This is a genomic window from Vibrio sp. THAF190c (assembly GCF_009363355.1).
Lineage (GTDB): Bacteria > Pseudomonadota > Gammaproteobacteria > Enterobacterales > Vibrionaceae > Vibrio > Vibrio fortis_A.
The window spans coordinates 244,294-267,028 of sequence record NZ_CP045340.1 but is presented as its reverse complement, the minus strand read 5'-3'; the positions used below and the strand labels follow the sequence as shown (position 1 = coordinate 267,028).

Sequence of the window (22,735 nt, the reverse complement as noted above, 5' to 3'; positions counted from 1 at the left end):
GACCTAGTGTGATACATGAACAAAGAGAGGGTACAGTGAGCACAATTAACTTTCGTCTAATGAAGCAATTATGGATGTTTCTCGCGGTTGCTGAAGAAGAGCATTTTGGTCGAGCAGCTAAGCGCTTAGGTATGTCTCAACCTCCTCTCACAGAACAGATCAAGGTATTAGAAAACTCCCTTAAAATTAAGTTGTTTGAGCGTTCACGCAGGGGTACCAAGCTCACACCAGCAGGGAAAGCGATCTATCCAGAAGTTCAAAAGTTTGTGGACCACATGGCCTCTCTTGAAAAGGTAGTCTTTGAAGTCGCAAACGGACAATCCGATTTTCTGCATATCGGCGCTGTATCAACGGCAATGCTAGACATCGTTCCAAGCATGCTGGATTTCATCAAGCAAGACTTTCCCGATGCGACTCCGTTCGTAAAAGAAATTGATAGCGTTGAGGCGACGGGCGATTTACTTTCAGGCAAGCTTGATATGGCCTTTATCCGATGGCAAGGGGAAGTCAATGAGGGCATTTCGATACGTCCATTAGTTGAAGACTCTCTCGCCGTTGCTTTACCCAAAGAGCACCCACTCGCCCGTAAAACGAAAATATCTGTTTCTGAATTGTCGAACCAAGCCTTGATTGCGACATCGCGGAGTATCAGCCCAGCCTATTTCGATCTGATTACCTCATCATGTAATGCACATGGGTTTAGCCCAAGAATTTTACATGAGGTGCGATCAATTACCGCGCAAATTGCGTATGTCAGTTGTGGACAAGGCGTGTCTATTGTCCCCTTTTCAGCAAGCAAGCTCGCACCAGAGAATGTCACTTTTGTGCCACTGGAAGAGAGCATTGTACTTACCACTGTAGCCGTAGCTTGGAATACTCACAGCCCGAACACCTTGGTAAAGGCCGCTGTGGATTGGTTAGCAGGTCATTCGACACTTGCTGATAGCGTTAACGTATCACTGAGTTAATAACTTACAAATTTAGCTTATCTCAGCCGTGTATTAGATTATCGGAAAGTTTAATCCGACACAGAGGTAAGCAATGAGCGAATTAACCGTACTCACATCAGCAGCATGGATGTGCCTATTTGGCGTTATGAGCCCTGGGCCCTCCTTTGTCGCCATTACCAGCAAATCGCTCGTCGCAAAGAGAAAGCAACTTTTCTGGCTTACCGCAGGGATTGCGCTGATTAATGGGCTTTGGGCTGCATGCGCTTTGTTTGGATTAAAAGCACTAATGACGCAGTTTCCCATACTGCTCCGCGCCATCCAGATCTTAGGCGCGGCTTACCTTGCGTGGTTCGGTTATCGACTCATTAGAAGCTCGATAACTCGAGGCAATGTAGAAAGCTCCAACGAAGTAAACACAAGATCAAGCAATGACCTTTCAACGTCATTCTTCAAACAAGGCATCTTTACTAACTTGAGCAACCCTAAGTCACTGCTGTTCTACAGCTCGGTGTTTTCAGTTGCGATACCGGAAGGAACCGATACCAGAGTCTTACTGGAGTTGGTCATTGTAGTCTTTTTCGTGTCACTTTTTTGGTATGCAAGCCTAGCCTTCATGTTGACAACCCCAACGATCCAAACGGCTTTTTCTAGGTTTCAAAACATCATCACCAAAACGTGTGGCTTAGCACTCATTGTTTTTGCAGGTTTGCAACTGTAGCGATTGGGAATGAGAAACAGACAAAGTCGGACGAACCAAAACTTAGTCATGCAGGTTTGCAGATAACGTTCATTCGATCAAAGAACAAACCAGCATGACTCAATGATTATTACTCACAAGGCACAATGCCCATTTGAAAATCGCGATCTTCTCGAGCACCGGAATACCAGATGTAGCAAGATTCATTGCGCAAGCTATTCTGCCCAGGCTTCGCACCTTCAATCACGTTCTCTTTAAATGAAAATGTGCCGACAATGTCAGTGCCCGTTACCCCTTCATCCACCCAATCATTTGAGTGATAGCCGGAAAATATAATATCCCTTTCTAAATCATCCATGATAGACGGCAGTGTCGTGGCCGATGCAGAGGGAGTGCCATAGATAAAGTAACAATCATGCCCACAGATATTAAGAAACGGGTTACGTTCAGGTTCATCGTCTCCGTAATAGCCACCGCCAGTCACAGGATCTGTTCTGTCTGGATTACGACCATCAAGGCCTGCGAGAATCATTTTTGCTCGAACAATTTCTACCTGAGCCTCAATTTGTGCCGATATCATCTCAAGCGTTTCGTTTTTGGCGTCGGTTTGTATATTTAGAAAACGTACTAACGCTGTAGAGCCAAGCACAACAATCAACACAATCACGACAACCAACTCAATGAGAGTGAAGCCAGTCTGTTTTTTCATAAGATTCCTTTACTTCAATTTGAAATTTACAAAAGCGGACTTTAATGAACATGACAATTCGTTCAGCTGCTCAACAGCATCTCTGTTACTGCTCATTGATTCAGCTATATCGTCACTCAATTTCTGTAGCTGAGTCATACTTTGATTCACCTCTTCAACAGCTTGTACTTGCACATTTGTCGTTCCAACCACAGCTTTGACATTCTTCAAACGCTCTTGTGCCTGGCACTCTATTTCATCAAGCAATTCACGCGCCAATAGTGTCTGCTGTTTTCCTTTAACCACTTGCGGTTGGGTAGTTTTCATTGCTTCGACACTCAGTGCCGTCTGGGCTTGAACCTCGTTGATCATCACTTCTATTTTTGTCGTCGCTTCGCCAGTGCGCGAAGCAAGTTGACGCACTTCATCGGCAACAACGGCAAAACCTCGACCCGCACTTCCTGCTCTTGCCGCCTCAATCGCCGCGTTTAAAGCAAGTAAATTGGTTTGATCTGATATCTCTTTAATCACATTCACAATGCTGCCGATGGTCTTAGTTCTCGCTTCCAATTCACTGGCTTGCTCTACACTTAAGTCCACTGTTTTGGCGACCTTTTCCATCTCTTCAGATGCATCGAACACCAGTTCGCGCCCAGTCTTTGCGCGTTCTGCGGTTTTCACTAAATTCGCCTGTGTTTGAGATGCGACACTCGCAATCTGATTGATACTTTGACACAACGCCCCAAGTTGACTGCCGGTACTGCTTGCCAATTGGCGTTGTTGATCAGTAAGTTGGGTGATCGACTGTGATTCTTTGGAGACCAACGCCGCTTGGTCTACAACCTGATTGGCAATACCTAAAATATGTTTAACAATATTGGTCATCTTGGATGACATGGTCGCAATTGAGTCCAAGATGCTGCCGCGCTGATGCTTTTCAAACGTTTGGGTCAAGTCCCCTTCCGAGGCATTCTTAATAATACGTTTCGCCTGACTGAGTTCACCACCAATCGACCCGCGAATACTGTTATCCAGCACCAAGGTCACCACAACGGAAATAACTAACGCTCCCAGCGTGAACAAGAACATTAGCTGTTCAAAACCACTGGCCTGTTCTCTGGCCTCTGCTGTCAAAATTCGACTCTTATCTTCATGATATTCAATATAGGTATTGATTGAAGAGAGCCAACTTTCAAAGGCAGGGCCGAGCTTAGTGATGATGTACGATGCAGGCAGTGACGCTCGCGTGCTATCAACCCACATTTTTTCCATTAAAGCTCTGGTTACCTCGCGGCTCGACTCAATCGAATCCAGCATTTTGGCCTCATCTTTGTTTGACGACGCCATGTCTCGAATTCCAGCCGCGGCAATCGCATAGAACTCCTCTAGCTTGAGAATTTCATTCTTGAGCCTCTGAATATCAGTGATGTTTTCGGACATAAATAGGTCTCGAATCGCGATCGCTCTATCATGCACACTCCCTCTTAGGTCAATAGCGTAGCGTTGCTTCATCGAATGATTTGCTGTCATTTCACTCAACTTTCTGTCTACTGAGTTAACTTCATTAATACCTCTACTCGTTAACACAATCATCAATAACACGATGATTCCAAAGCCAAAAAGTAGCCTCGTTCGTATTTTTGCTTTCGATAAATACAACATATAAAAACCTCACCAAGGATAGAAATCGCGAAGTGAAGTTTACATTAAATGCATTTTTTGTAAATCCATAGTTGACAAAAAGCACACTAAGTGTAAACCTTAATGATGTTGGAACACTTTATGAGTTTACGGTTTAGATGAGGAATTAAGTTATGGCGACTCCGATCAAATACGCACTGAAATTTTTATCTACGTTCTACCCTCCACAAAAACCATTAGTGTTTTCAGGCGCTGGTAGCACACTAAAGATCGCTCGATCCATTCACTCATCAGGCAAAAACAATGTATTGCTGATTGCAGATCGATTCTTAAATGAACATGGCTTTCTTGTTGACCTCCTCAAGGAGCTGGAATCTCTCAGTATCTCAACGACGATTTACGACGGCAGCAAACCGAATCCAACACTAAACGAAGTGAATGCGGCGCTAGACTTAGCAAAACAGCACCAATGTGACAGTGTATTGGCAGTTGGAGGAGGCTCAGTACTCGACGTTGCAAAGGTTGTGGCTGCTGCATGCACGAACGGCTACAACGCCGAGAAATTGGTTGGGATTTTGAAAGTTAAGCAGCAACCATTAACTTTGTTCGCTATACCGACGACATCTGGAAGTGGCTCAGAAACTACCAATGGCGCGGTGATCTCAGACCCTATCAGTCATCAAAAACAATTTTATGTTGATCCTAAACTGATCCCACGAGTAGTGGCTTTAGACCCAACGCTGCAAGTCACTCTTCCTGCCAATATCACCGCTGCCGTTGGTATGGATGCGCTAACTCACGCGATTGAGGCTTACCTATCGACCAACAACTTCAGTGACAGCGACGCTGATGCACTGACTGCAATCAAACTGTTATTCAATTACTTACCAACCGCAGTGACTGAAGGGCACAACCTCGAAGCACGAGAAAACGTTGCCCAAGCTTCTTTTTTAGCTGGCTATGCATTTACCAAAGCCAGCCTTGGATATGTACACGGTATCTCGCATCAAATTAGTGCTCTCTATAACACGCCGCATGGTTTAGCGAACGCGGTGATTCTTCCTAGAGTAGTGAGGTTCAACAAAAATGCGTGTGAGAAAAGGCTAGCCGATATTGAAATGATGTTAAGTGGCGACAAAAGCACCGATACAGCCAAGTTAGCAAATCAATTTATCAAACGACTCGATCAATTATCGGATACACTGGAGATTCCCACTTCTCTCGGGGAACTACAACTTGATGACTTTAGCAAGATTAGTAAAAGCGCACTTTCAGAAGCCCGCAAATCTTATGCTGTGCCCAAAGTCATGAAGAATAAAGATGTTATGACAATCTTGGAATCTCTAGTCGATGGTAATCGAAACGTATTTATTTAATGAACAATGGTTAACGAATGTCTGAATCAAATAATAAAGAACATGAACTAGCAAAAAAGCTTTTACACACTTTTGCCGTTTATGGATACCAAAAGACTTCAATGCAAGATCTAGCAAGCAGCGCTGGTTTGTCTAGACAGTCGATTTACAAAAAATTCGGCTCAAAAGACAAGTGTTACCAGTGGGTTATTCGAACGTACTTGGAAAATATGTATTCGGAAATTTTCCAAATACTCGATAACGACAACCAAGACCCAAAAGAGGGTTTGTTGAAAACATTTGATGTATTCATCGGCAACGCCATTGAAGTCACATCGAACTCGCATGGACCGGAAGTATTAGATGACACACTCAAAGCGACCCACTCTTCAGCGGAAGATTGGCCAGTTCGTTTTAGAAGTCGACTAGCGGATTACTTGGCTCGCCACAACTTAGCCACCAGCGAAAACGCAATGGGCATTGCATATACGCTGATTTCTGCTGGAAAAGGTATTTTGGTTGAAGAGTCTTCTAAAGAAACATTCAAGCAAAACATAATTTTAATAATTAATAGCGTCACCAAGGCTCAATTATAACGATTTAATTTAGAGAGAAAGATTATGTCAAACATCGAAAACTGTACGCCTCAACAACTTCAACGAAGCTTTTCTCTAATGAAAAGCTTGTACAACACCAATCCTGCACCTAGTCACGCACAGCGAGTAGATGTGCTCAAACAGCTCAAGCAAAATATCTTAGATAATGAGCAAGAGATCTATGATGCTATGAAACGTGACTACGGCTACCGAAGCGAATTCGACACGCTCATTGCAGATGTGCTTCCAAGTGTTGCGGGCATCAACTACGCGATTAAGAACCTAAAGAAGTGGATGAAACCATCTAAGCGCCATGCTGGCCTAATGTTGGCCCCTTCTAGCGTGACCGTTCATTACCAGCCTCTGGGTGTCGTAGGGGTTATCACACCTTGGAACTTCCCTTTCTATTTGGCACTAGGGCCTGCTGCACAAGCACTTGCTGCAGGTAACCGTGTCATGATTAAAATGAGTGAGTTCACTCCCAACGCCAACGCAGCACTAAGAAAAGTGACTAAAGGTCTCGAAGAACACATCCAGATTGTAGAAGGTGAGGCTGAAGTTGGCGCAGCGTTTTCTGCACTTCCATTCGATCATTTAATTTTTACTGGCTCATCAACCGTCGGTAAGCTTGTCGCGAAGTCTGCAGCAGATAACCTAACACCAATCACGCTCGAGCTCGGTGGTAAATCGCCAACCATCATCGATAAAGACATTGATATTAATATCGCGGTTGACGCGGTTATCGTAGGTAAGTCAGTCAACTCGGGGCAAATATGTGTGGCACCAGATTATGTCTTTGTTCCGAAACAGCGAGAGCGCGAGTTCATCAACGCATTCATCCAGCGTTACACTGAATACCATCTAAATAGCGAAGACAGTAATACACAAACTCATATTGTTTCCGACCGTCAGTATTCTCGTTTAATGGGCTTCTTGGAAGATGCCAAAGCGCAAGGGGCGACCATCGATGCTGTCAAAGAGATCGAATCGGATCACGGTCGTCGCGTGTACCCTCATCTCATCAGCAACCTGTCTTCTGATATGAAGATACTGCAAGAAGAGATCTTTGGTTCAATTCTACCGATTTTGACCTACGACGATATTGAAGAAGTGATTACCTACATTAATGATCGTCCTCGACCACTAGCGCTTTACATCATGTCTAAAAACGACCAGCTAATTAATAGCTTCGTGACCAGAACGCACAGTGGTGGCGTTGCGGTCAACGATACAGCAATGCATGTGGCGGCAGATGATGCACCTTTCGGTGGTGTGGGTAACTCAGGTATGGGTCACTACCATGGTCACGAGGGCTTTCTAACCTTCTCTAAGGCAAAAACGGTACTTCGTTCAAGCTCTTGGATTCCTAAGAATCGCTTTATTCTTAAAAATCGAGACTTCGTATTCAAGACGCTAAGAAGTCTGCTACTGAAATAATCCCACTTAAATATAATCTAATTATTAAATAAGCGAGAGCATCATTGTTCTTGCTTATTTTCACACATCTAGAAAGTCGTGCCTATTATGAATAATTTGAAAAATCACCATAATAAAGACGGTTCTTTTAAAAACAATCACTCCATTGAAATGACTCATCGTTCTTTAAAAAGCGTCATGAAGTGGAAGTTATTAGAGAGCTTACCTAAAAGACAATCCATTCATCATATCGAATGCGATCTAAATAAGTTTAGAAACAGCAACGAGTCACTCATTTCATGGATTGGTCACGCCACATTCCTCATTAAGCACAATGGGTTAACGATACTAACCGATCCTCACTTTTCTAAACGAGCATCCCCTTTCCAATGGATAGGACCAAAACGAACCACGCCGCCGAGTGCCCAAGTGAATCACTTGCCCAATATCGATATCGTGCTCATTTCCCATGATCATTATGATCATTTGGATAAGGCCTCTGTGTTAAAGATTCATGAACAACAAAAGAGCAATCCGCCTCTCTTTGTTTTACCTCTCGGGCTTGGTAAATGGTTCAAAAAACGAGGTATCAATAACTGGATTGAGTTGGATTGGTGGGAATCACATCATATCGATGGTTGGGAGTTCACTTCAGTACCGGCACAGCACTTTAGCGGCCGAAGTTTACGGCAGGACAGAACCTTATGGTGTGGCTGGGTTGCTCGCTCTACCGCAGATGACCGTAAGTTATACTTTGCCGGAGATACCGGTTATTCGCCAGATTTTAAAGCCATTGGCGATCACTTTAATGGATTCGATGTCTCTATGCTGCCTATTGGCGCTTATGAACCACAATGGTTTATGAAACATATACATGCTAGCCCAGAAGACGCAGTAAAAATGCATATAGATGTTCAATCAAAATTCTCCCTTTCTATGCACTGGGGAGCCTTCATGTTGACCAATGAACCTATGTTACAACCGCCGCACAAATTGAAACAAGCGTTGCTCAAACACAAAGTCAAAACCAGTGATTTCGTGTCGCAAGATCAAGGTGCCATCATTTCGTTATTTCAATAAACAGGAAAGTAATATGTCATTGACCCGTTTATTCTTAGCAATATGTTTAATTTTATCTTCATACAGCGCTTATTCTAATGAGTCTATCTATTTGGATCAGTTAGATAAGGAAATAAATAACCGAGCGTTCGCATTCAAATTCGCTTCGAGTATGCCGAAATATCATATCAATACCATTGAGAATGATTTTTGGTGGGCATATTTAGAGCTAGAGACACTAAGCAAGGAAAAATACAGTGAGGTGATGAGACGACACCATATCGAACCAAATTCACTTGTGGTCTATAAGAAATCTATGTTCAGCAAGCTGATGATGTCGATATTTACCCAGACATTCTATGAAATGATGCATGAAGCAACCAAGGAGTACTCTACGCAGCTTGAGTCGATCAGAACGACCTGCCCAGAAGATGATACAAACTTCTGCGAATACGCCATTGCACAAGAGAAACTGCAAGCCAGAGCGATGAAGTATGTTGTTGATGGCGACTTTTCGTCAGCGACAAGCTTGATAAAGGGTTTCATCGCCCTGAGCCGTTAATTGCTCACACTGTTAAAGGCTCGTCTTGTTGTGTGTAAAAAGCAACACTTTCAGGGCGAGCTAGCAAAAAGCCTTGAAATAGCGCGACACCGAGAGACTTAAAATAATTGAGCTGCTGTTTGCTTTCGATCCCTTCAGCGACGACCAACATTTTCAAACCACGACAGTGCTCTATCAGCGCTAAGATCTCGTTTTTAAACATGGTGTAATTCTGCACTAACCTTTTATCAATCTTAACGATATCCGGTGTTAGGCTCTTTACTCGTTTCATGGTGGTACAGCCACTGCCAAAATCGTCTACGGCAATTGAAGACCCATATTTTCTCAACGCTTTGATACCCCTTACCTCTTGAGCAATGTTCTTGCCTGGCTGCTCTACGATTTCATAGACAATATCTTCTGGTGTGATGCCTATAGCCAACATCATTTGGTACTTTAAGTCTAAAGCTCTCACACTTGATGTTTGGGTTTCAAATACCGTTGGTGAAACGTTCAGAAATAACTTCTTGTTAGCGTGAATGGCTTTTAGCTTGGTGTAATTCAATAGATGCAGGCGCACACAAATCATTGTCACCAACTCTTCTTTACTGCCATCACGATAAACCGATTCAAAAAATACGTCTGGCGGTATTCTTTCACCTTGGTCGGTCGTAACTCTCACCAACCCCTCATAAGCGAAAACGACACCTTCTCGATCGTAAATAGGTTGAAAGTAACTCTCTAATTGATAACTCTCATAGCTCGCATAGTAGTGACCGTTCTTCGATTTTTTAATGTAGCCACTTAAGTAATCAACAAACATTTTTGCTTCCTCATCAACTGCTGGCGTTACTTTGATTTCTGTGCAAAAGCACAAAACCCTCCCACGAATTGCAGGAGGGTTTTCTTGGTTAGAAAGACTGGCTGTATTGGACACCCAGAAGTAGTCCATCAGCTCGAGTAGTACCGTTTAATGACGATAAATCGGCACCTCGAAGAGGCGAATTCGCTTCTGTAGGGATGGTCTGTTCAACTGTTACATCCTTACCCAATACATACGCAAAGCCAATATCGACATTAGATGAAGGGTCTAAACGATAAGTTGCTCCCGCTGAGAACCACTGTCTGTCTGAATCAGGTATAGCGATGGAGCGTGTCGCATCCTGCGCGGACTCATCATACATATACCCCATTCTTAAATCCCACTTACGATTTAAGCTATAGGTGGTGCCAACCGAGATATGGTAGGTGTCTTTCCAATCGTATCTGTTTTCAGGTACGCGCGCATTTTTGAAGCTGATTTTGTCGAATTCACTCCAACGGAAAAACTGGATACTGTAGTGAAAAGCAAAGCGGCTGTGTTCGATATCATGGTAACCGGAAAATTCAGCCATATCCGGTAAAGAAAGTGTTACTTCTTTCTCGCCATCTTCTACCGTCAAAGATGGGCTGTAACGGTAAGACAATCCAAAGCGATTGAAGCGGTTTAGCTCGTATACTCCGCCTAGGTTATAACCTACCGCCCACCCTGATGCTTCATCGATATCTAACGCAGTAGTACCAGCGAAACCTGATGGCAGTTTTTGACTTAGGTTACGTTTCAAAGTGCCTTGACCGTAAATTAAATCAATACCACCGCCCACGCTCCACTGCGAGTCGAAACGATAAGAGAGTGATAAACCAAGATTAGTGCTCACTATCTCTGTTTCACCACCGTATTCAGATCCAGTAAAAGAGTCCCCAAAGTCGGTTCTGGTTCCGAAGTTCGTGTAAAGGTTAGTACCAAATGCCCATTGTTCGTCCATCGGTACGATCAAGTGGAAATTTGGCACAAACGACGTTGCTCCTGCATCATCAAAGTTTGACGAGTATGATGTGTGGTCGACTCCATTAAAGCCTTGATACTGGGTGTCTTTTACCTCGATCATCGATTTTATTGCAATCAAGCCCAAAGAGAGTGAAACATCGTCAAACAGAGCCATAGACGCGGGGTTTCGAGCCATTGACGATGCGTTATCCGCAATCACCGCATCACCCGAGAAGGCACGCCCCAATCCTGTCGCAGATTGTGAATTAAGCTGAAAACCGGAGCCGATAGCATTCGACGACAGCATCAAAAGAGAAGTGGAAAGCAGTGTCCTTTTGAAACTTACTTTATGCATTGTTGATTTACCTTGTATCTCACTAACTTTACCCTTGCGTGGCGACTTGCACAGCCAGAGGTACTTATTATCTGCGCGCAATATCGAAGCGAGCTTCAATTGGAGATTGAGAAACACAAGAATAGTAATTAAGCAGCAGGATTGGTCTAAATATCAACCCAATAATGGCCAAATAAATAACTCGCTTTCTCTGTTTCCTTTCAAAAGCTATTCACTTCGACCGGGCAGGCTATTATTAAGATGTTTTGATACGAAAGATGAAGAAAAGGCAGACTTTTTATTCGCATCAAAAACAGGACAATGCTAGTAAAAAAACATAATCATTGGCATACTCAATAACAAGTCATCAATGGATTATTTTTAGGACAATGAAAGAACATTTCGATAACTTATATTTGTTCACACAGATTGTTTACCACGGCGGAATCAAAGCAGCGGCGGACGCCAATCAGCTACAACGCTCTCTAGTGAGCCGCAGGCTGCAAGACCTTGAATCGTACATTGGTGAACCTCTACTGATTCGCTCAACGCGCAGTTGCGAGTTAACCGCTATGGGAAGAAGGCTGTTCGACTCCGTCGAGCCATCTGTTAGAAACTTGTCCAACACACTGGTCGAAATCGTCGACGAGAAAGGGTCAGACAAAAAGACCCTGCGTATTGCGATACCTACAGCTTTGATGACCTCCCCTCCAATCAAAAAGGCCTTTACCCAGTACACGCAACAGTTCCCTAATGTGAGTTTAGAGATCGAGAATCATCAAGACAGCGTGGATATGATTAAGGGGATGTTTGACCTTCAGATCATCTCAGACTCTACAAGAGTACCCGACAACAGCTATGTTCAATTCAGCCTTATGAAGTATAAATGGCACTTTGTGGCGTCTAGCGAGTATGCAGAGAAGTGTGAGACCATAGATTCGATGGAGACATTGGCACAGCATAAGCTGCTCATGAACGCCTACGATTCGAACTATTTTGATACGTCGGGTCTTAATGTCTTTCAATCAGACGACTTACACCTAATTGGGCACATGGCAGAAAGCAGTTGCGGCATTGCATTGCTGCCTATTCCATTTACTCTAGCGCGACAGTTTCAGATCGATTTAGTGGAGATCCCATGTACCATGGATTTCCCTTTCCCGATTCGAAGCATGAACCTGCGTTATCCATCAACGGTCTATCAAAGCGATCATGTAAAGGCACTGATCGAGATACTGCGCGTCGAGTTCGGCAAGATATCCGCAGAATAACAAAGCGATAAAGCGATGGTTTAGCCGTCGCTTATTGCCAGATAGCCTCTATATTCTTTGCGCACGAGCAGTTCAGAAAACCGTTTATTCCAAAGAGCCAATCAACTTTAGCAATGCTTGGTTGTTGGATATCTGTCTATAGCCCTCTTCGATCAGTATGTCGACATCTTGAGGTTCCAAGGTCAAATCGGTTCTGATCTGATTGAATCGATACCTCAATTCTGGGTCTTCTGTTTGTAAGAAGCTGACTTCAACGAACACATTCGATGACTGCGGACCATCATTACGCTTTGTCCATACAGGAATCGATTCGACGATCAAATCCTTGGTGGTTTCATTGTATCGATGCAGCTGAATATCAGTAATCGAGTTCGCTGTCTGAGAGAGGCTTGGACTATCTGGTACGGCTGAAATGCCTAATTCAGGCTTAGTAGAGGCATCAACTGAGATAACAATCAACGGCTTATTGTCTGCTGAAATATCCTCTTTGAAAGATCGAGTGTCTTGCAGACGAATGTATTCTGCCACTTCATAGATGGCCACTAGGCCGAGATTGTCGGTGATCCCGCCATCGACCAAGTGTAGATACTTATGCTTATCTTTGTTCTGGTACTGCTCTACCGTCGTCAGTGTGTTCCTATCGCGATACGCGTTGAGATCGAACAGACCATCGTCAATCGATACACTGTCGCAGCTATCATGGTTTTTAAGCACGACTGGATTGAACAAAAACGGAACAGCGGAAGAGGCGGTAACTGCTGAAGCGATGGAGTAGTCCTCAATATCAGAACAGATCAAATCGAAATAGTGCTGAGTAAAAGAGAACCTCACACCCGTAGAGAGGTCGGAGGCATTAATTAAGATATAGGGTGATGTCGACTTATCAATATCCGAGAAATTTTTATCATCAAAGATGGTGGAATTGTAGTAATCGATCGCTTCTTGTGTACGTGATTTTCCGTTAAACCAATGTATTGGCGACAATATAATGGATTTGAGATCGCTCGACACTTGATGGTACAGAAAGTCGGATTCGTACTGCTCAAACGTCTTGTCGCCATAAAGACCATAATAGGCGGCGGTAAAGCTTCCACCCGACACACCACTTATCACATCAACCTCATCCAACAGTCGCTTGGTTTTTCCGTTGACAACGATCGTCTGGTCTCGCAAACCTTTCAGTACCCCATAAGACAAAGCGGCAGCACGCGTACCGCCTCCAGAAAACGCCAACACTACATTGATATCATTTTCTTCTTTATTGAAGCTTTTGTACTCATACCTATCAGAGGTTGGAGGTTCAACGCTCAGATCGTCGTTCGAGATATGAATGCTCGAACAGCCCGACAGCAATATGCCTAACCCAATCGCTGACCATACGTTTTTTTCTCGATACAACATCATTATATGACTTCCTTCCAACGGGATAGGCAGACGGCTATTCATGCTCTCTGACTTTAAAGCCAGAGCCATAATTCACCAGCCTGCCTTTACTAGGTTAGCAGCATTAAAGTGACAACATCACTTATTATTGGCTTTCAGGTAGTGACCAATCACCACCGAGTGCTTTATAGAGCTTAACGGTCACTTCTGTGGTTTGAAGCTTGGCGATAACTTGTTGATCCCTCATCATGTTAAGCTGTCTTTGCGCATCCAATACAGAGAAGCTATCAACCAAACCCGCCTTATAAAGCGATTTCGCTTTGTCTACCGCTTTTGCTGTCTCATTGGTTGCCACGTTGACCTTCGCTTGGTTCTCCTTGCTGCGACCATACGTGAATAACATTGAATCGACTTCTTTAAAAGCGGTGTCGACTCGATTCTGATATTCAAGTACTGCCGACTTGAAACGAGCCTCATTGAACGCCACCATAGCATCTCCACGCCCAGCATCGAACACGTTCCAACTGATACCTGCACTGCCAACCCAACCTAGTGAATCACTGTTAAACAGATCACTAAAATCGCCCGCCGACAAACCTGGTGCTCCGGTTAAGAAAAACTTGGGATACTGGTTCGCAACGGCAGCACCGACTTCCTGATTAATCGCAGCCATTTCTCGCTCTGCAAACGCGATATCAAAGCGGCGACTTAACAAGCCTGACGGCAAGCCTGTTGGGATCACACCCTCAATTTCTTTAATCTTGCCCGGAGCCGCTAGTTGCGCATCAATATCGCGTAGCGACTTCTCTAACAAGATAGACAAACGGTGTTTGTGTACCTGTTCACTGACTTTTAACTGAGGCAGCATCGACTCAACCGCAGCGAGGTTAGCGCGTGCTTGTGCAACATCTAGTTCAGAGCCAAAACCGCTATCCATAACCTTCAAAGTGAGACTCAAGATCTCTCTCTGATCTGAGATAGACTCACCTAAGACTTGAATTCGCTCTTGCGCACCACGCAGCTGAAGGTAATTGTGAATCACTTCAGCTGTAATCAATGTATACAGTCCTTTGCGGTAAATAACCGACTGTTCCGTTCTAATTTGTGCGGCTTGTGTTTGATGTTCGATACGACCGAAAAGATCGAGCTCCCAACCTACGCTTGCGCCCAATAACAGACCACTTTGCTGATTGTCTGCTACCGAGACACTGCTACCCAGAGCCGGTTGAAGATTGGCAGGCACTGAGATCGGTGAAACCAAATCCCCAACCAATGGTGTATTTTCACTGATCTGATAATGGTAATATCCCGCGCCAATATTCACCGTCGGCAATTTGTAAGACTCGACAATTTTGTGATAATTCTTCGCCATTTGAATTCGTTCTGACGCAACACGCAAAGAGATGTTCTGTTGCTGAGCCTCTTCAACCAACTGGTTTAACACAGGGTCATCAAATCGATACCACCAGCCCGCTGTTTCCTCAAATGAATCTGTATTTTGTGCATTCATATACGTTTCTTCCAGTGTCACTGTAGGTACTTGGTAATCAGGGCCAATGCTGCAACCTGTTAGCAAAAGAGCAGTCGAGATCGCCAATGGCATTAAGTAATTAGATTTGCTCATTTTGGATCTCCGATGCTTGTTGAGATTCGACGTCTGTTTGCTTCTCGTCATCTTTAAAGGCTACTCGATACATTGCTGGCATTACGATTAACGTCAGCGCTGTAGCTAACACCAAGCCACCGATGATGGTCGCAGCCATTGAAGCAAACAATGTGTCGGCCAGCAGTGGTACCATACCTAGTACCGTTGTTAGTGCACCCATGGAAATAGCCATGGTACGGTTTAAGGTCGAATGGATAATGGCATCATCCAAGGACTTGCCTGATTTCCTCTCCAAATCGATTTGATCCATCAGCACAATCCCGTTTTTAATGATCATCCCACTCAAGGAAATGGCACCAATCAACGCGGTGAAGCTGTATGGGTGGTCAAATACAATCAGGCTTAACGCAGAACCTGTTGCCGCGAGCGGAATGGTTGCAAAGATAATCAACGGCTGTTTAAACGCATTGAACATTGCCACCATGATCACCACCATTACGAACAGAGCCTTAGGCAGTTGATTAAAAATATCCGTCACCGACTTGTATTCGTCGTAATACTCACCGCCCCATTCGAATGAATAACCGGGTGGAAGCTCGATGCTTTCAATCTGCTCGGCGATCTCTTTTCGTACATCCGATGGCGTGTGCCCTGACACAACATCCGCTTGAGTGGTGATGGTTTTTACTCTGTCTCGACGCCATATCATGCTCTCTTCATGTACCACCTGATAATCATCCACTACTTGACCAAGCGGCACACTGTGCAGCCCCAAAATTGAACGCACCGGCAGATTATCGAGATGCGATAGATCTCTAGAGTCATCGCGCATCAGAACCGCAATCGACTCATCGCCGATATGCATTTGACCTAGTGGTAAACCAACAGAAGCACGTGACAGAGACAACGCAATATCTGCGCGCGTAATTCCCGCCTGTCTCGCCCGATCTTGGTTGATCACAGGCACAATCACTTTGCTTCGCTGGCGCCAGTCATCACGTACATATTTGATATGTTCATTTTGTTCAAAAATGGTTTGGGCTTCTTTTGTCAGGCGGTGCAGAACTTCTGGATCTGGACCAGAAAAGCGCGCTTCTAGGCTGTACTTATCTTGAGTCGCCATTTTGAGTTTTCTAAATCTTGGCTCTGCTTGCGGGAACTCAGCGCTCAGCCAAGCATCACCTTTATCGATTAGACGAGTCACCGCTTCATAGTCTGTTGTGTTAACAACGATCTGACCGTAAGAGTCATCAAGTGGCTCTGGCTCAATGGTCATTGAAAAGCGAGGTGCACTTTCTCCTACAAAGGTACCGATGCTCACGACTTCCTCTTGTTCAAGTAGCCACTTTTCAATTTTCTTCATGTCTGAAGAGGTTTGCTCAATCTTACTGCCGTTCGGTAGCCAATAATCTAGAAACACCAATGGTCTGTCAGACAGAGGCATGAAGTTCAATTTCACGTGTGGCACCAGTAAAATTGCCGCCACAATAATCGGAACAATAGAAACCAAAACCTTGCGTGGATTCTTCACAGAGTACGTCACAAGACGTTTATAGCCCTTGGACTCTTTCTGAGTCTGTTGCTTCTCTGGATAGATCAAATACCAACACATCAACGGCGTGATCAACATAGCAACGAACCATGAGAACAGCAGCGACGCAGCCATGACCTGAAACAGTGATAACGTGAATTCAGCCATATCTGTTTTTGAAAACAGGATCGGGCTTGAACCCATAATCGCAATGACGGTTGCACCTAGTAGAGGAATGGCCGTTTCTTTGACTGAACTAATGGCCGCTTGCGCGCGATCCATGCCCTCGGTAACTTTCGCTTTGAACATGTCGGTAATAACAATCGCGTTATCCACTAGCATGCCAAGCGCGATGATAAAGGCACCCAAAGAAACACGTTGCAGACCAATGTCACTGAAGTACATGTAGATAAACGTCAGCAAAATAGTCAGCAGCAAGCTCGTACCGACGATCGATGCACTTTTCAGGCCCATAAACACCCAAAGAACCGCGACCACAATTAAGATACTTTCACCCAAATTGATGAGGAAATTTTTGATGGCCGAGTCCACCACTTCAGGCTGGAAGGCCACGACACCCACTTTCATACCCAGTGGCAATTCACTCTCAAACTGCTCAACAACCTGATTAATGCTCTCTCCCATCGAGATAACATTGCTTCCCTCAGTGATACTGACAGCAACGGTCACTGCATCGACACCGTTGTATCGGTTCAGAGTTTGGGCAGGGTCTTGATACTCCATTGTGATGTCTGCAATATCGCCGAGTCTCAATGTGCCAGTACTTAGCTCACTGAAACCGCCTTTAATCAGGACATTTTCAATATCAGATAAAGATTCAAACTCACTGCTTTGATCAATACGGATTCGCTCTTGTCCAGCAACAAAGCTGCCCGCGTAGTAGGTTTCGCTTTGACTGTGTATTTGGTCCCACACCTGTGCTGCCGATAGACCGTATTGCGCTAGGCGCTCTGCCGGAAGATCAACATGTACCGCACGGTTTTGAACGCCATGTAGCATCACCTTCTTAACGCCAGATACCTCGTTCAATCTACGTTGAAGTGACTTGGCATATTCGCGCAACTCATAAGGTTCTGCGTCTTCCCCATAGATACTAAAGAGCATCCCATACACTTCTGAGAACTCGTCTTGCACAATGCGAACTTGTGCCGTAGCTGGAAGCTCCAAGCTCAAGTCATTCACCTTTCTGCGCAATAAGTCCCATTCCTGTGGAAGTGCTTTGGTATTGGTCGACTCTTGGAGGTCAGCAAACACCATTGATACGCCGGGACGAGAAAGTGAACGTAATCGGTTGAGCGTCGCCATCTCTTGTAAACGTGTCTCAACAACATCGGTGACTTGGTCTTCCACCTCTTGCGCAGAAGCGCCCGGATACGCGACCATGACCAGTGCAGTCTTTACCGTGAATGTCGGATCTTCCAATTTGCCCAAACGTGGGTAGGACAACAAACCACCAATGATGCTGACGGCAATAAAGAACAGTACAAACGTACGCTGCCTTAGGGCGAATTCTGCCAAATTCATAGCTCGACCCCATTCTTATTACGGACTCGTACTTGCCCTACTTCATCGCCAGTCAACAGGTAGCTTCCACCCGCCACGACAATCTGGTCTGCAGACTCAAGCGGACCAGACACGCAGATTTTTTCGGCTTGAAACCCCTCAATATTGACGTCCACAGACTGAACTCGATTAGAGTGGCTCGTTTGATCAGCTTCAACTCTAAAAACGAAATGTCCGCTTTCGTTTCCCAAAACAGAAGAATATGGAACGCAGTAAGTGTCGTCATTAGATTGGAACGCTGCCGTCAAGGTAACGCTCTTACCCGGTAGGATTGGTTCTGCAAGTTGAGCGATACTGTCAAGCTGATAGGTGACTTTGTAAGTCTGTTTAATCAGATCAGGCAAGGTCTCTTTTTCGATAACGCTTGCCATTAATGGCTCGTTGAAACCATGCCAAGAAACCTGCGCCATCTGCCCTTTTTCGAAGTATGCAATGAGGTTTTCTGGTACATCGATTTCCACTTCAAGATTATCTAACGTCTGAATTGTCATCACAGACGCCCCAGGAATAACCTGTTCAAACGCCTCAAAGTTATTGGTCGCAATCACACCATCAAACGGAGCTTTGAGTTCAGAATAACGCAGCAAGTCTTGTGCACGTTGCAAGTTCTGTGTCGTGACGTCCACTTGAGCCTTAGATCGCTCAAAGCCACTTTTTGCGCGGTCTAAGCTTACCGTCGACATCGCATCATCGTTTACGGCTTGCTTGACTCTATTGAATTCAATTGCAGCCAACTTGTGCGCAGACTTTGCTTCACTCAAACGCGCTTTCAACTCACGAACGGTTACCTGATAGTCATGTGGGTCCAAACGCGCCAAGACTTGGCCTTTAGTCACGGTTTCACCTGGCTGGACAAGGATTTCGTGGATCAACCCAGGTACACGAAACGCAATCGCTGCACTCTTAGCTGAGCTCACTCGGCCAGTGAATTGCTGAAGTTGTTGCTTTTGGTGTTGCTGCAATTGGACGACTTGAACCGGTTGTTTGCTTTCAACCAGAGGCTCTTTAGGTTGCGTGTCACAACCGCTTAGAATGACTCCAGTACAAGCTGCCAATAGAGACAATGGAAAGTGTTTCAAATTCATAAAATGACCTCTAATTAATACACCGCCATCATATAGATTTGATGAATATTGATAATTAGGTCATTTGGAAAATCTATGTCCTAAAAGTCAGGACAATTAAGATATTCTTGGCACTTCCTTCGCGAGATACTCAATCAACAAACGTGTCGCACGACTGATTCCCTTAGTCTCAGGGTACAAAAGCCAGATCTTTTGATTCTGGTATGGGCTATCAAAATCAGGCATTAACGTAAGCAGCTCGCCCTCTTTAATTTCATTGTTGATCAGCAAATTAGGTAAAAAACCGATACCCTTTGATTCCAATACCGCTCTTTTAATTAAACCGATACTGTTGCTGGTGATGTTGCCACTCACGTGATAGTCCTGCTCCTCTATTCGCCAGCAATCGTCCACCTGACCATTTGGCCAGCGAAAGCAGATACAGTTGTTATCGAGCAGCTCATTAGGATGATTCACATACCCGTGCTGGTTCACATACTCGGGAGAGGCGACAATGGTGCCATTTAGATTGCTCAGTTGCCTCGCCACCAAATTAGAATCGATGATCTCCCCGGCATGGAACGCTACATCCAAATTCTGTTGGTAGGTATCTACGAATCCATTATTAATACTCCGAATATCCAACTCGATATCTGGATACATATCTAAGAAGGAAAAGAGTATCGGTGAAATGGCCTCATCGGTTTCCGGCAGTAAGCCCACCTTAACGCAGCCTTTAGGCGCTTCCGCTATTTGTGTCGTGATGTGCTTAGCACGTTCAAGAGCTTCTAGCGCTTTAACGACTTCGTCAAAATAGGATTGCCCATAACGAGTTAATGACAACTGACGAGTGGTTCGAAAAAAGAGCTGCGCATTGAGCTCCTCCTCCAGTTTATTAATTCGTCGGCTCACGTTGCTGCGTGGTAAATCGAGCGCATTAGCGGCGGCCGTAAACCCACCCAAGCGCACAACCATGGTAAATAGGTCTAAGTCTTCTACTTTCATGATACCCTCGTCGCAACATCTTTACCTACCGACTGACGATAGTTTTGGCGATGATTCAATAAATAGATACGAATCCAGTGATGCAATATCCAAATCACCATTACTGTCAATGCCACTGAAACAAAGATTGAACTGAATCTATAGAGTATAGAAAAGAACGCATCTTGCTTTTCGGGGATAAGGGTTGTCGTCAAAGGGACGGTAAGAGCGGACATCGCAGAGAACCCTAACGCTCCCTTAATTAGCCCTTTGGTTTGCCAGTGACAGAACAGCCCCATAGCAATAGTGATAGATAACCAAAATAGCAGTCCGTTACTGAACCAATGACCCAACAAGATTTGAATTGTGGCCCCCGCGATACACCCTAGCGCTGTGCCAATAATACGGATCTTCGCTACTCCCATTGCACCTGCTAACGTCATCGGTGTAAGGATGATGACTATTGATGCCAGAGCCGATAAAGAGTCGTACAGATCGGAGACTTGGAAAACCACAAACGCGGTCATCGACACACACCAGCCAAGCGCAACTTGAGCAATGTAATCTAAATCTTGTTTAATCGGCGTTTCAACCTGTTCTGTTTGAATAGAGTCATCGCTCGGAAACAAAAAATAGGACAATGCACAGACCGCAATATTCGAGAGCGACACTACCCACAAGTTCACATTGAAGTCTTCAATATCGATAAAGTCATAGCTCGCAAAACTGAGAACAATCGAGCCAACAAACAGTCCAATGAACCCAAACAAGTACGTCGACTGCTTCATCATCGCAATACAGTTAATAAGCATCACTATCCCGACTGAGACCGTCAGCAACACAGGGTGGCTTTGAAAAGTGTCGACAAGTAAAGTGGGAACAATCGTCGCCCAAAGCGCAGAGATCAGAACCAGCACATGTGCCGCTAGATTGAACTTCTCCATTTTTCCCAAAATAAACAAGGGCATCATGACGGCGAAAAAACCGTAAGACCAATCAAATAGGATGCTCAACCCCAAGCCAAGTGAGCACCCAAACCATATTCGTAATGACTTCATCAAGGCCACCTTGCTTAGTAAATAAAGTGGAACCAACTGGCTAAGCGAATTTGGACTCGTGCCATCATTGACCAAAATGAACTATCGCTAGGGTAAAGAACAACGGTTGCACGGGACCCAATAAAGAGCGCTTGAGGAAGTTGCGTACTCGACGATAGGTTGATTCGGGTTCTCTGAGCGTCACGTACCCAACGGTTGTTGCTTTCCACTGTCGTCAATGAACCATTAGGTTGCTGTTGCCCTGCAGAAACGCCGTAATCTTTGCTCGCCACAGTGAATTCGAATACATCACCTGGGTAAGCATCAAACGTCACAAGAGATTGATATTGCTTGTCCACATTAGCGACAGATTTCTCACGAAAATCAGCAGCAAGACGAAGAGAGCCTGAAGAGACAAAGGTCATCAAAGGAGAACCGGGATTCGCCATCACGCCTTCTTCTAATTGAAGGTTGGTAACAACGCCGTCACTCAGTGCTTTTACAACGGTGTTCGACAGATCCAATTCCGCACGGCGTAATCGGTTCTGAGCCGTTAACACAGGTGTGCTTTGCCCTTTCACTTGACCTAATTGCGTATCAATCACCTTAAGCTTTTGGCGCTCGGCGTTCAGCGTCGACAAGGTGATTTTAAACTGAGCTTCTGCGTTATCCACTTGCGATTGGGAAATCACTTTGCGCTTGGAGAGTTTCAGTAAACGTTGATACTCACGGTCTGCGTTATCGTGGCTCGCCTCTGCACGTTTAATGTTGGAGATCGCTGCCGCTCGGTTTGCGTAAAGCGTCTCTTCATTCTCTTGCGCAAGCTGCAAAGCCAATAGCGCTTCTTCTAACGCAATCTTGTATTTTCGATCATCGATCTTAAATAACGGCGTGCCTTTTTGTACCAATTGATTGTTCTCGACAAAGACATCAATCACTTTGCCAGTGACTTCAGGTGCAACTTGAATGACATAACCTTGAACACGCCCTTCGGTGGTAATTGGGGCGTAACGGTCGGCAGTAATGATGTAAGCAAAAATAGCGATAAATAGGACAATTAATGTTCTCATCCATACTTTGAATTGTTTATCTGCGTTCACGGTATACCTCCAATAAAAAACAGGGAGAGTATAAAAAAACAAACCGCGCGACAGTATAACGATAACTCAGTCGTATATGTCACATTTTTAG

The 22,735-nt window shown here is 44.7% G+C and carries 19 protein-coding genes; 8 read left to right on the top strand and 11 right to left on the bottom strand.

Annotation, left to right across the window (positions count from 1 at the left end):
• Positions 1–35: 35 nt before the first annotated feature.
• A complete protein-coding gene (locus FIV04_RS23980; protein ID WP_152470917.1) occupies positions 36–968 on the top strand; it encodes a LysR family transcriptional regulator in 933 nt (310 codons plus the stop codon).
• Between the two features lie 73 nt (positions 969–1,041).
• On the top strand, positions 1,042–1,668 hold the full coding sequence (locus FIV04_RS23975) for a LysE family translocator (protein WP_152470916.1): 627 nt from the start codon (positions 1,042–1,044) through the stop codon (positions 1,666–1,668).
• Positions 1,669–1,777: 109 nt separating this feature from the next.
• Here the strand turns inward: FIV04_RS23975 and FIV04_RS27350 are convergent, their stop codons facing one another.
• Positions 1,778–2,356 carry a prepilin-type N-terminal cleavage/methylation domain-containing protein gene (locus FIV04_RS27350; protein ID WP_152470915.1) on the bottom strand — a complete coding sequence of 193 codons (579 nt, stop codon included), beginning with the start codon at positions 2,354–2,356 and terminating at the stop codon, positions 1,778–1,780.
• A 9-nt stretch (positions 2,357–2,365) separates the two neighbouring features.
• Positions 2,366–3,997, bottom strand: coding sequence for a methyl-accepting chemotaxis protein (locus FIV04_RS23965; RefSeq protein WP_152470914.1), 1,632 nt, complete (start codon positions 3,995–3,997; stop codon positions 2,366–2,368).
• Between the two features lie 152 nt (positions 3,998–4,149).
• Between FIV04_RS23965 and FIV04_RS23960 the strand changes: the two genes are divergently transcribed.
• From FIV04_RS23960 to FIV04_RS23940, 5 genes are all read left to right on the top strand, one after another.
• Entirely contained in the window at positions 4,150–5,352 is a 1,203-nt protein-coding gene (locus FIV04_RS23960; RefSeq protein WP_152470913.1) for an iron-containing alcohol dehydrogenase, read from the top strand.
• A 17-nt stretch (positions 5,353–5,369) separates the two neighbouring features.
• Positions 5,370–5,927, top strand: a complete 558-nt coding sequence (locus FIV04_RS23955; protein WP_150872965.1) for a TetR/AcrR family transcriptional regulator — start codon at positions 5,370–5,372, stop codon at positions 5,925–5,927.
• Positions 5,928–5,951: 24 nt separating this feature from the next.
• Complete coding sequence (locus FIV04_RS23950) at positions 5,952–7,364, top strand: coniferyl aldehyde dehydrogenase (protein WP_152470912.1); 1,413 nt, start codon at positions 5,952–5,954, stop codon at positions 7,362–7,364.
• Between the two features lie 87 nt (positions 7,365–7,451).
• On the top strand, positions 7,452–8,423 hold the full coding sequence (locus FIV04_RS23945) for an MBL fold metallo-hydrolase (RefSeq protein WP_152470911.1): 972 nt from the start codon (positions 7,452–7,454) through the stop codon (positions 8,421–8,423).
• 13 nt (positions 8,424–8,436) lie between these two features.
• Entirely contained in the window at positions 8,437–8,964 is a 528-nt protein-coding gene (locus tag FIV04_RS23940) for a hypothetical protein (protein WP_152470910.1), read from the top strand.
• Positions 8,965–8,968: 4 nt separating this feature from the next.
• Here the strand turns inward: FIV04_RS23940 and FIV04_RS23935 are convergent, their stop codons facing one another.
• Both FIV04_RS23935 and FIV04_RS23930 read right to left on the bottom strand, forming a co-directional pair.
• Positions 8,969–9,766, bottom strand: coding sequence for an EAL domain-containing protein (locus tag FIV04_RS23935; RefSeq protein ID WP_172974320.1), 798 nt, complete (start codon positions 9,764–9,766; stop codon positions 8,969–8,971).
• A gap of 88 nt (positions 9,767–9,854) precedes the next feature.
• Positions 9,855–11,105 carry an outer membrane protein transport protein gene (locus FIV04_RS23930; protein ID WP_152470908.1) on the bottom strand — a complete coding sequence of 417 codons (1,251 nt, stop codon included), beginning with the start codon at positions 11,103–11,105 and terminating at the stop codon, positions 9,855–9,857.
• Between the two features lie 368 nt (positions 11,106–11,473).
• Between FIV04_RS23930 and FIV04_RS23925 the strand changes: the two genes are divergently transcribed.
• A complete protein-coding gene (locus FIV04_RS23925) occupies positions 11,474–12,355 on the top strand; it encodes a LysR family transcriptional regulator (protein WP_152470907.1) in 882 nt (293 codons plus the stop codon).
• 84 nt (positions 12,356–12,439) lie between these two features.
• Here FIV04_RS23925 and FIV04_RS23920 read toward each other — a convergent pair whose 3' ends face one another.
• The 7 genes from FIV04_RS23920 to FIV04_RS23890 all read right to left on the bottom strand — a co-directional run bounded on the left by FIV04_RS23920 (position 12,440) and on the right by FIV04_RS23890 (position 22,644).
• Entirely contained in the window at positions 12,440–13,828 is a 1,389-nt protein-coding gene (locus FIV04_RS23920) for a patatin-like phospholipase family protein (protein WP_253895653.1), read from the bottom strand.
• Positions 13,829–13,883: 55 nt separating this feature from the next.
• A complete protein-coding gene (locus FIV04_RS23915; RefSeq protein WP_152470906.1) occupies positions 13,884–15,362 on the bottom strand; it encodes an efflux transporter outer membrane subunit in 1,479 nt (492 codons plus the stop codon).
• On the bottom strand, positions 15,349–18,420 hold the full coding sequence (locus FIV04_RS23910) for an efflux RND transporter permease subunit (protein ID WP_152470905.1): 3,072 nt from the start codon (positions 18,418–18,420) through the stop codon (positions 15,349–15,351). The genes FIV04_RS23915 and FIV04_RS23910 overlap by 14 nt, the downstream gene beginning before the upstream one ends.
• The gene (locus FIV04_RS23905) at positions 18,417–19,544 is read right to left on the bottom strand and encodes an efflux RND transporter periplasmic adaptor subunit (protein WP_152470904.1); all 1,128 of its coding nucleotides are present in this window, start codon (positions 19,542–19,544) and stop codon (positions 18,417–18,419) included. The genes FIV04_RS23910 and FIV04_RS23905 overlap by 4 nt, the downstream gene beginning before the upstream one ends.
• 96 nt (positions 19,545–19,640) lie before the next feature.
• A complete protein-coding gene (locus tag FIV04_RS23900) occupies positions 19,641–20,528 on the bottom strand; it encodes a LysR family transcriptional regulator (RefSeq protein ID WP_152470903.1) in 888 nt (295 codons plus the stop codon).
• On the bottom strand, positions 20,525–21,565 hold the full coding sequence (locus FIV04_RS23895) for a DUF2955 domain-containing protein (protein ID WP_152470902.1): 1,041 nt from the start codon (positions 21,563–21,565) through the stop codon (positions 20,525–20,527). Before FIV04_RS23895 ends, FIV04_RS23900 begins: the two co-directional genes overlap by 4 nt.
• A gap of 14 nt (positions 21,566–21,579) precedes the next feature.
• Entirely contained in the window at positions 21,580–22,644 is a 1,065-nt protein-coding gene (locus tag FIV04_RS23890) for an HlyD family secretion protein (RefSeq protein ID WP_152470901.1), read from the bottom strand.
• Positions 22,645–22,735: the final 91 nt, after the last annotated feature.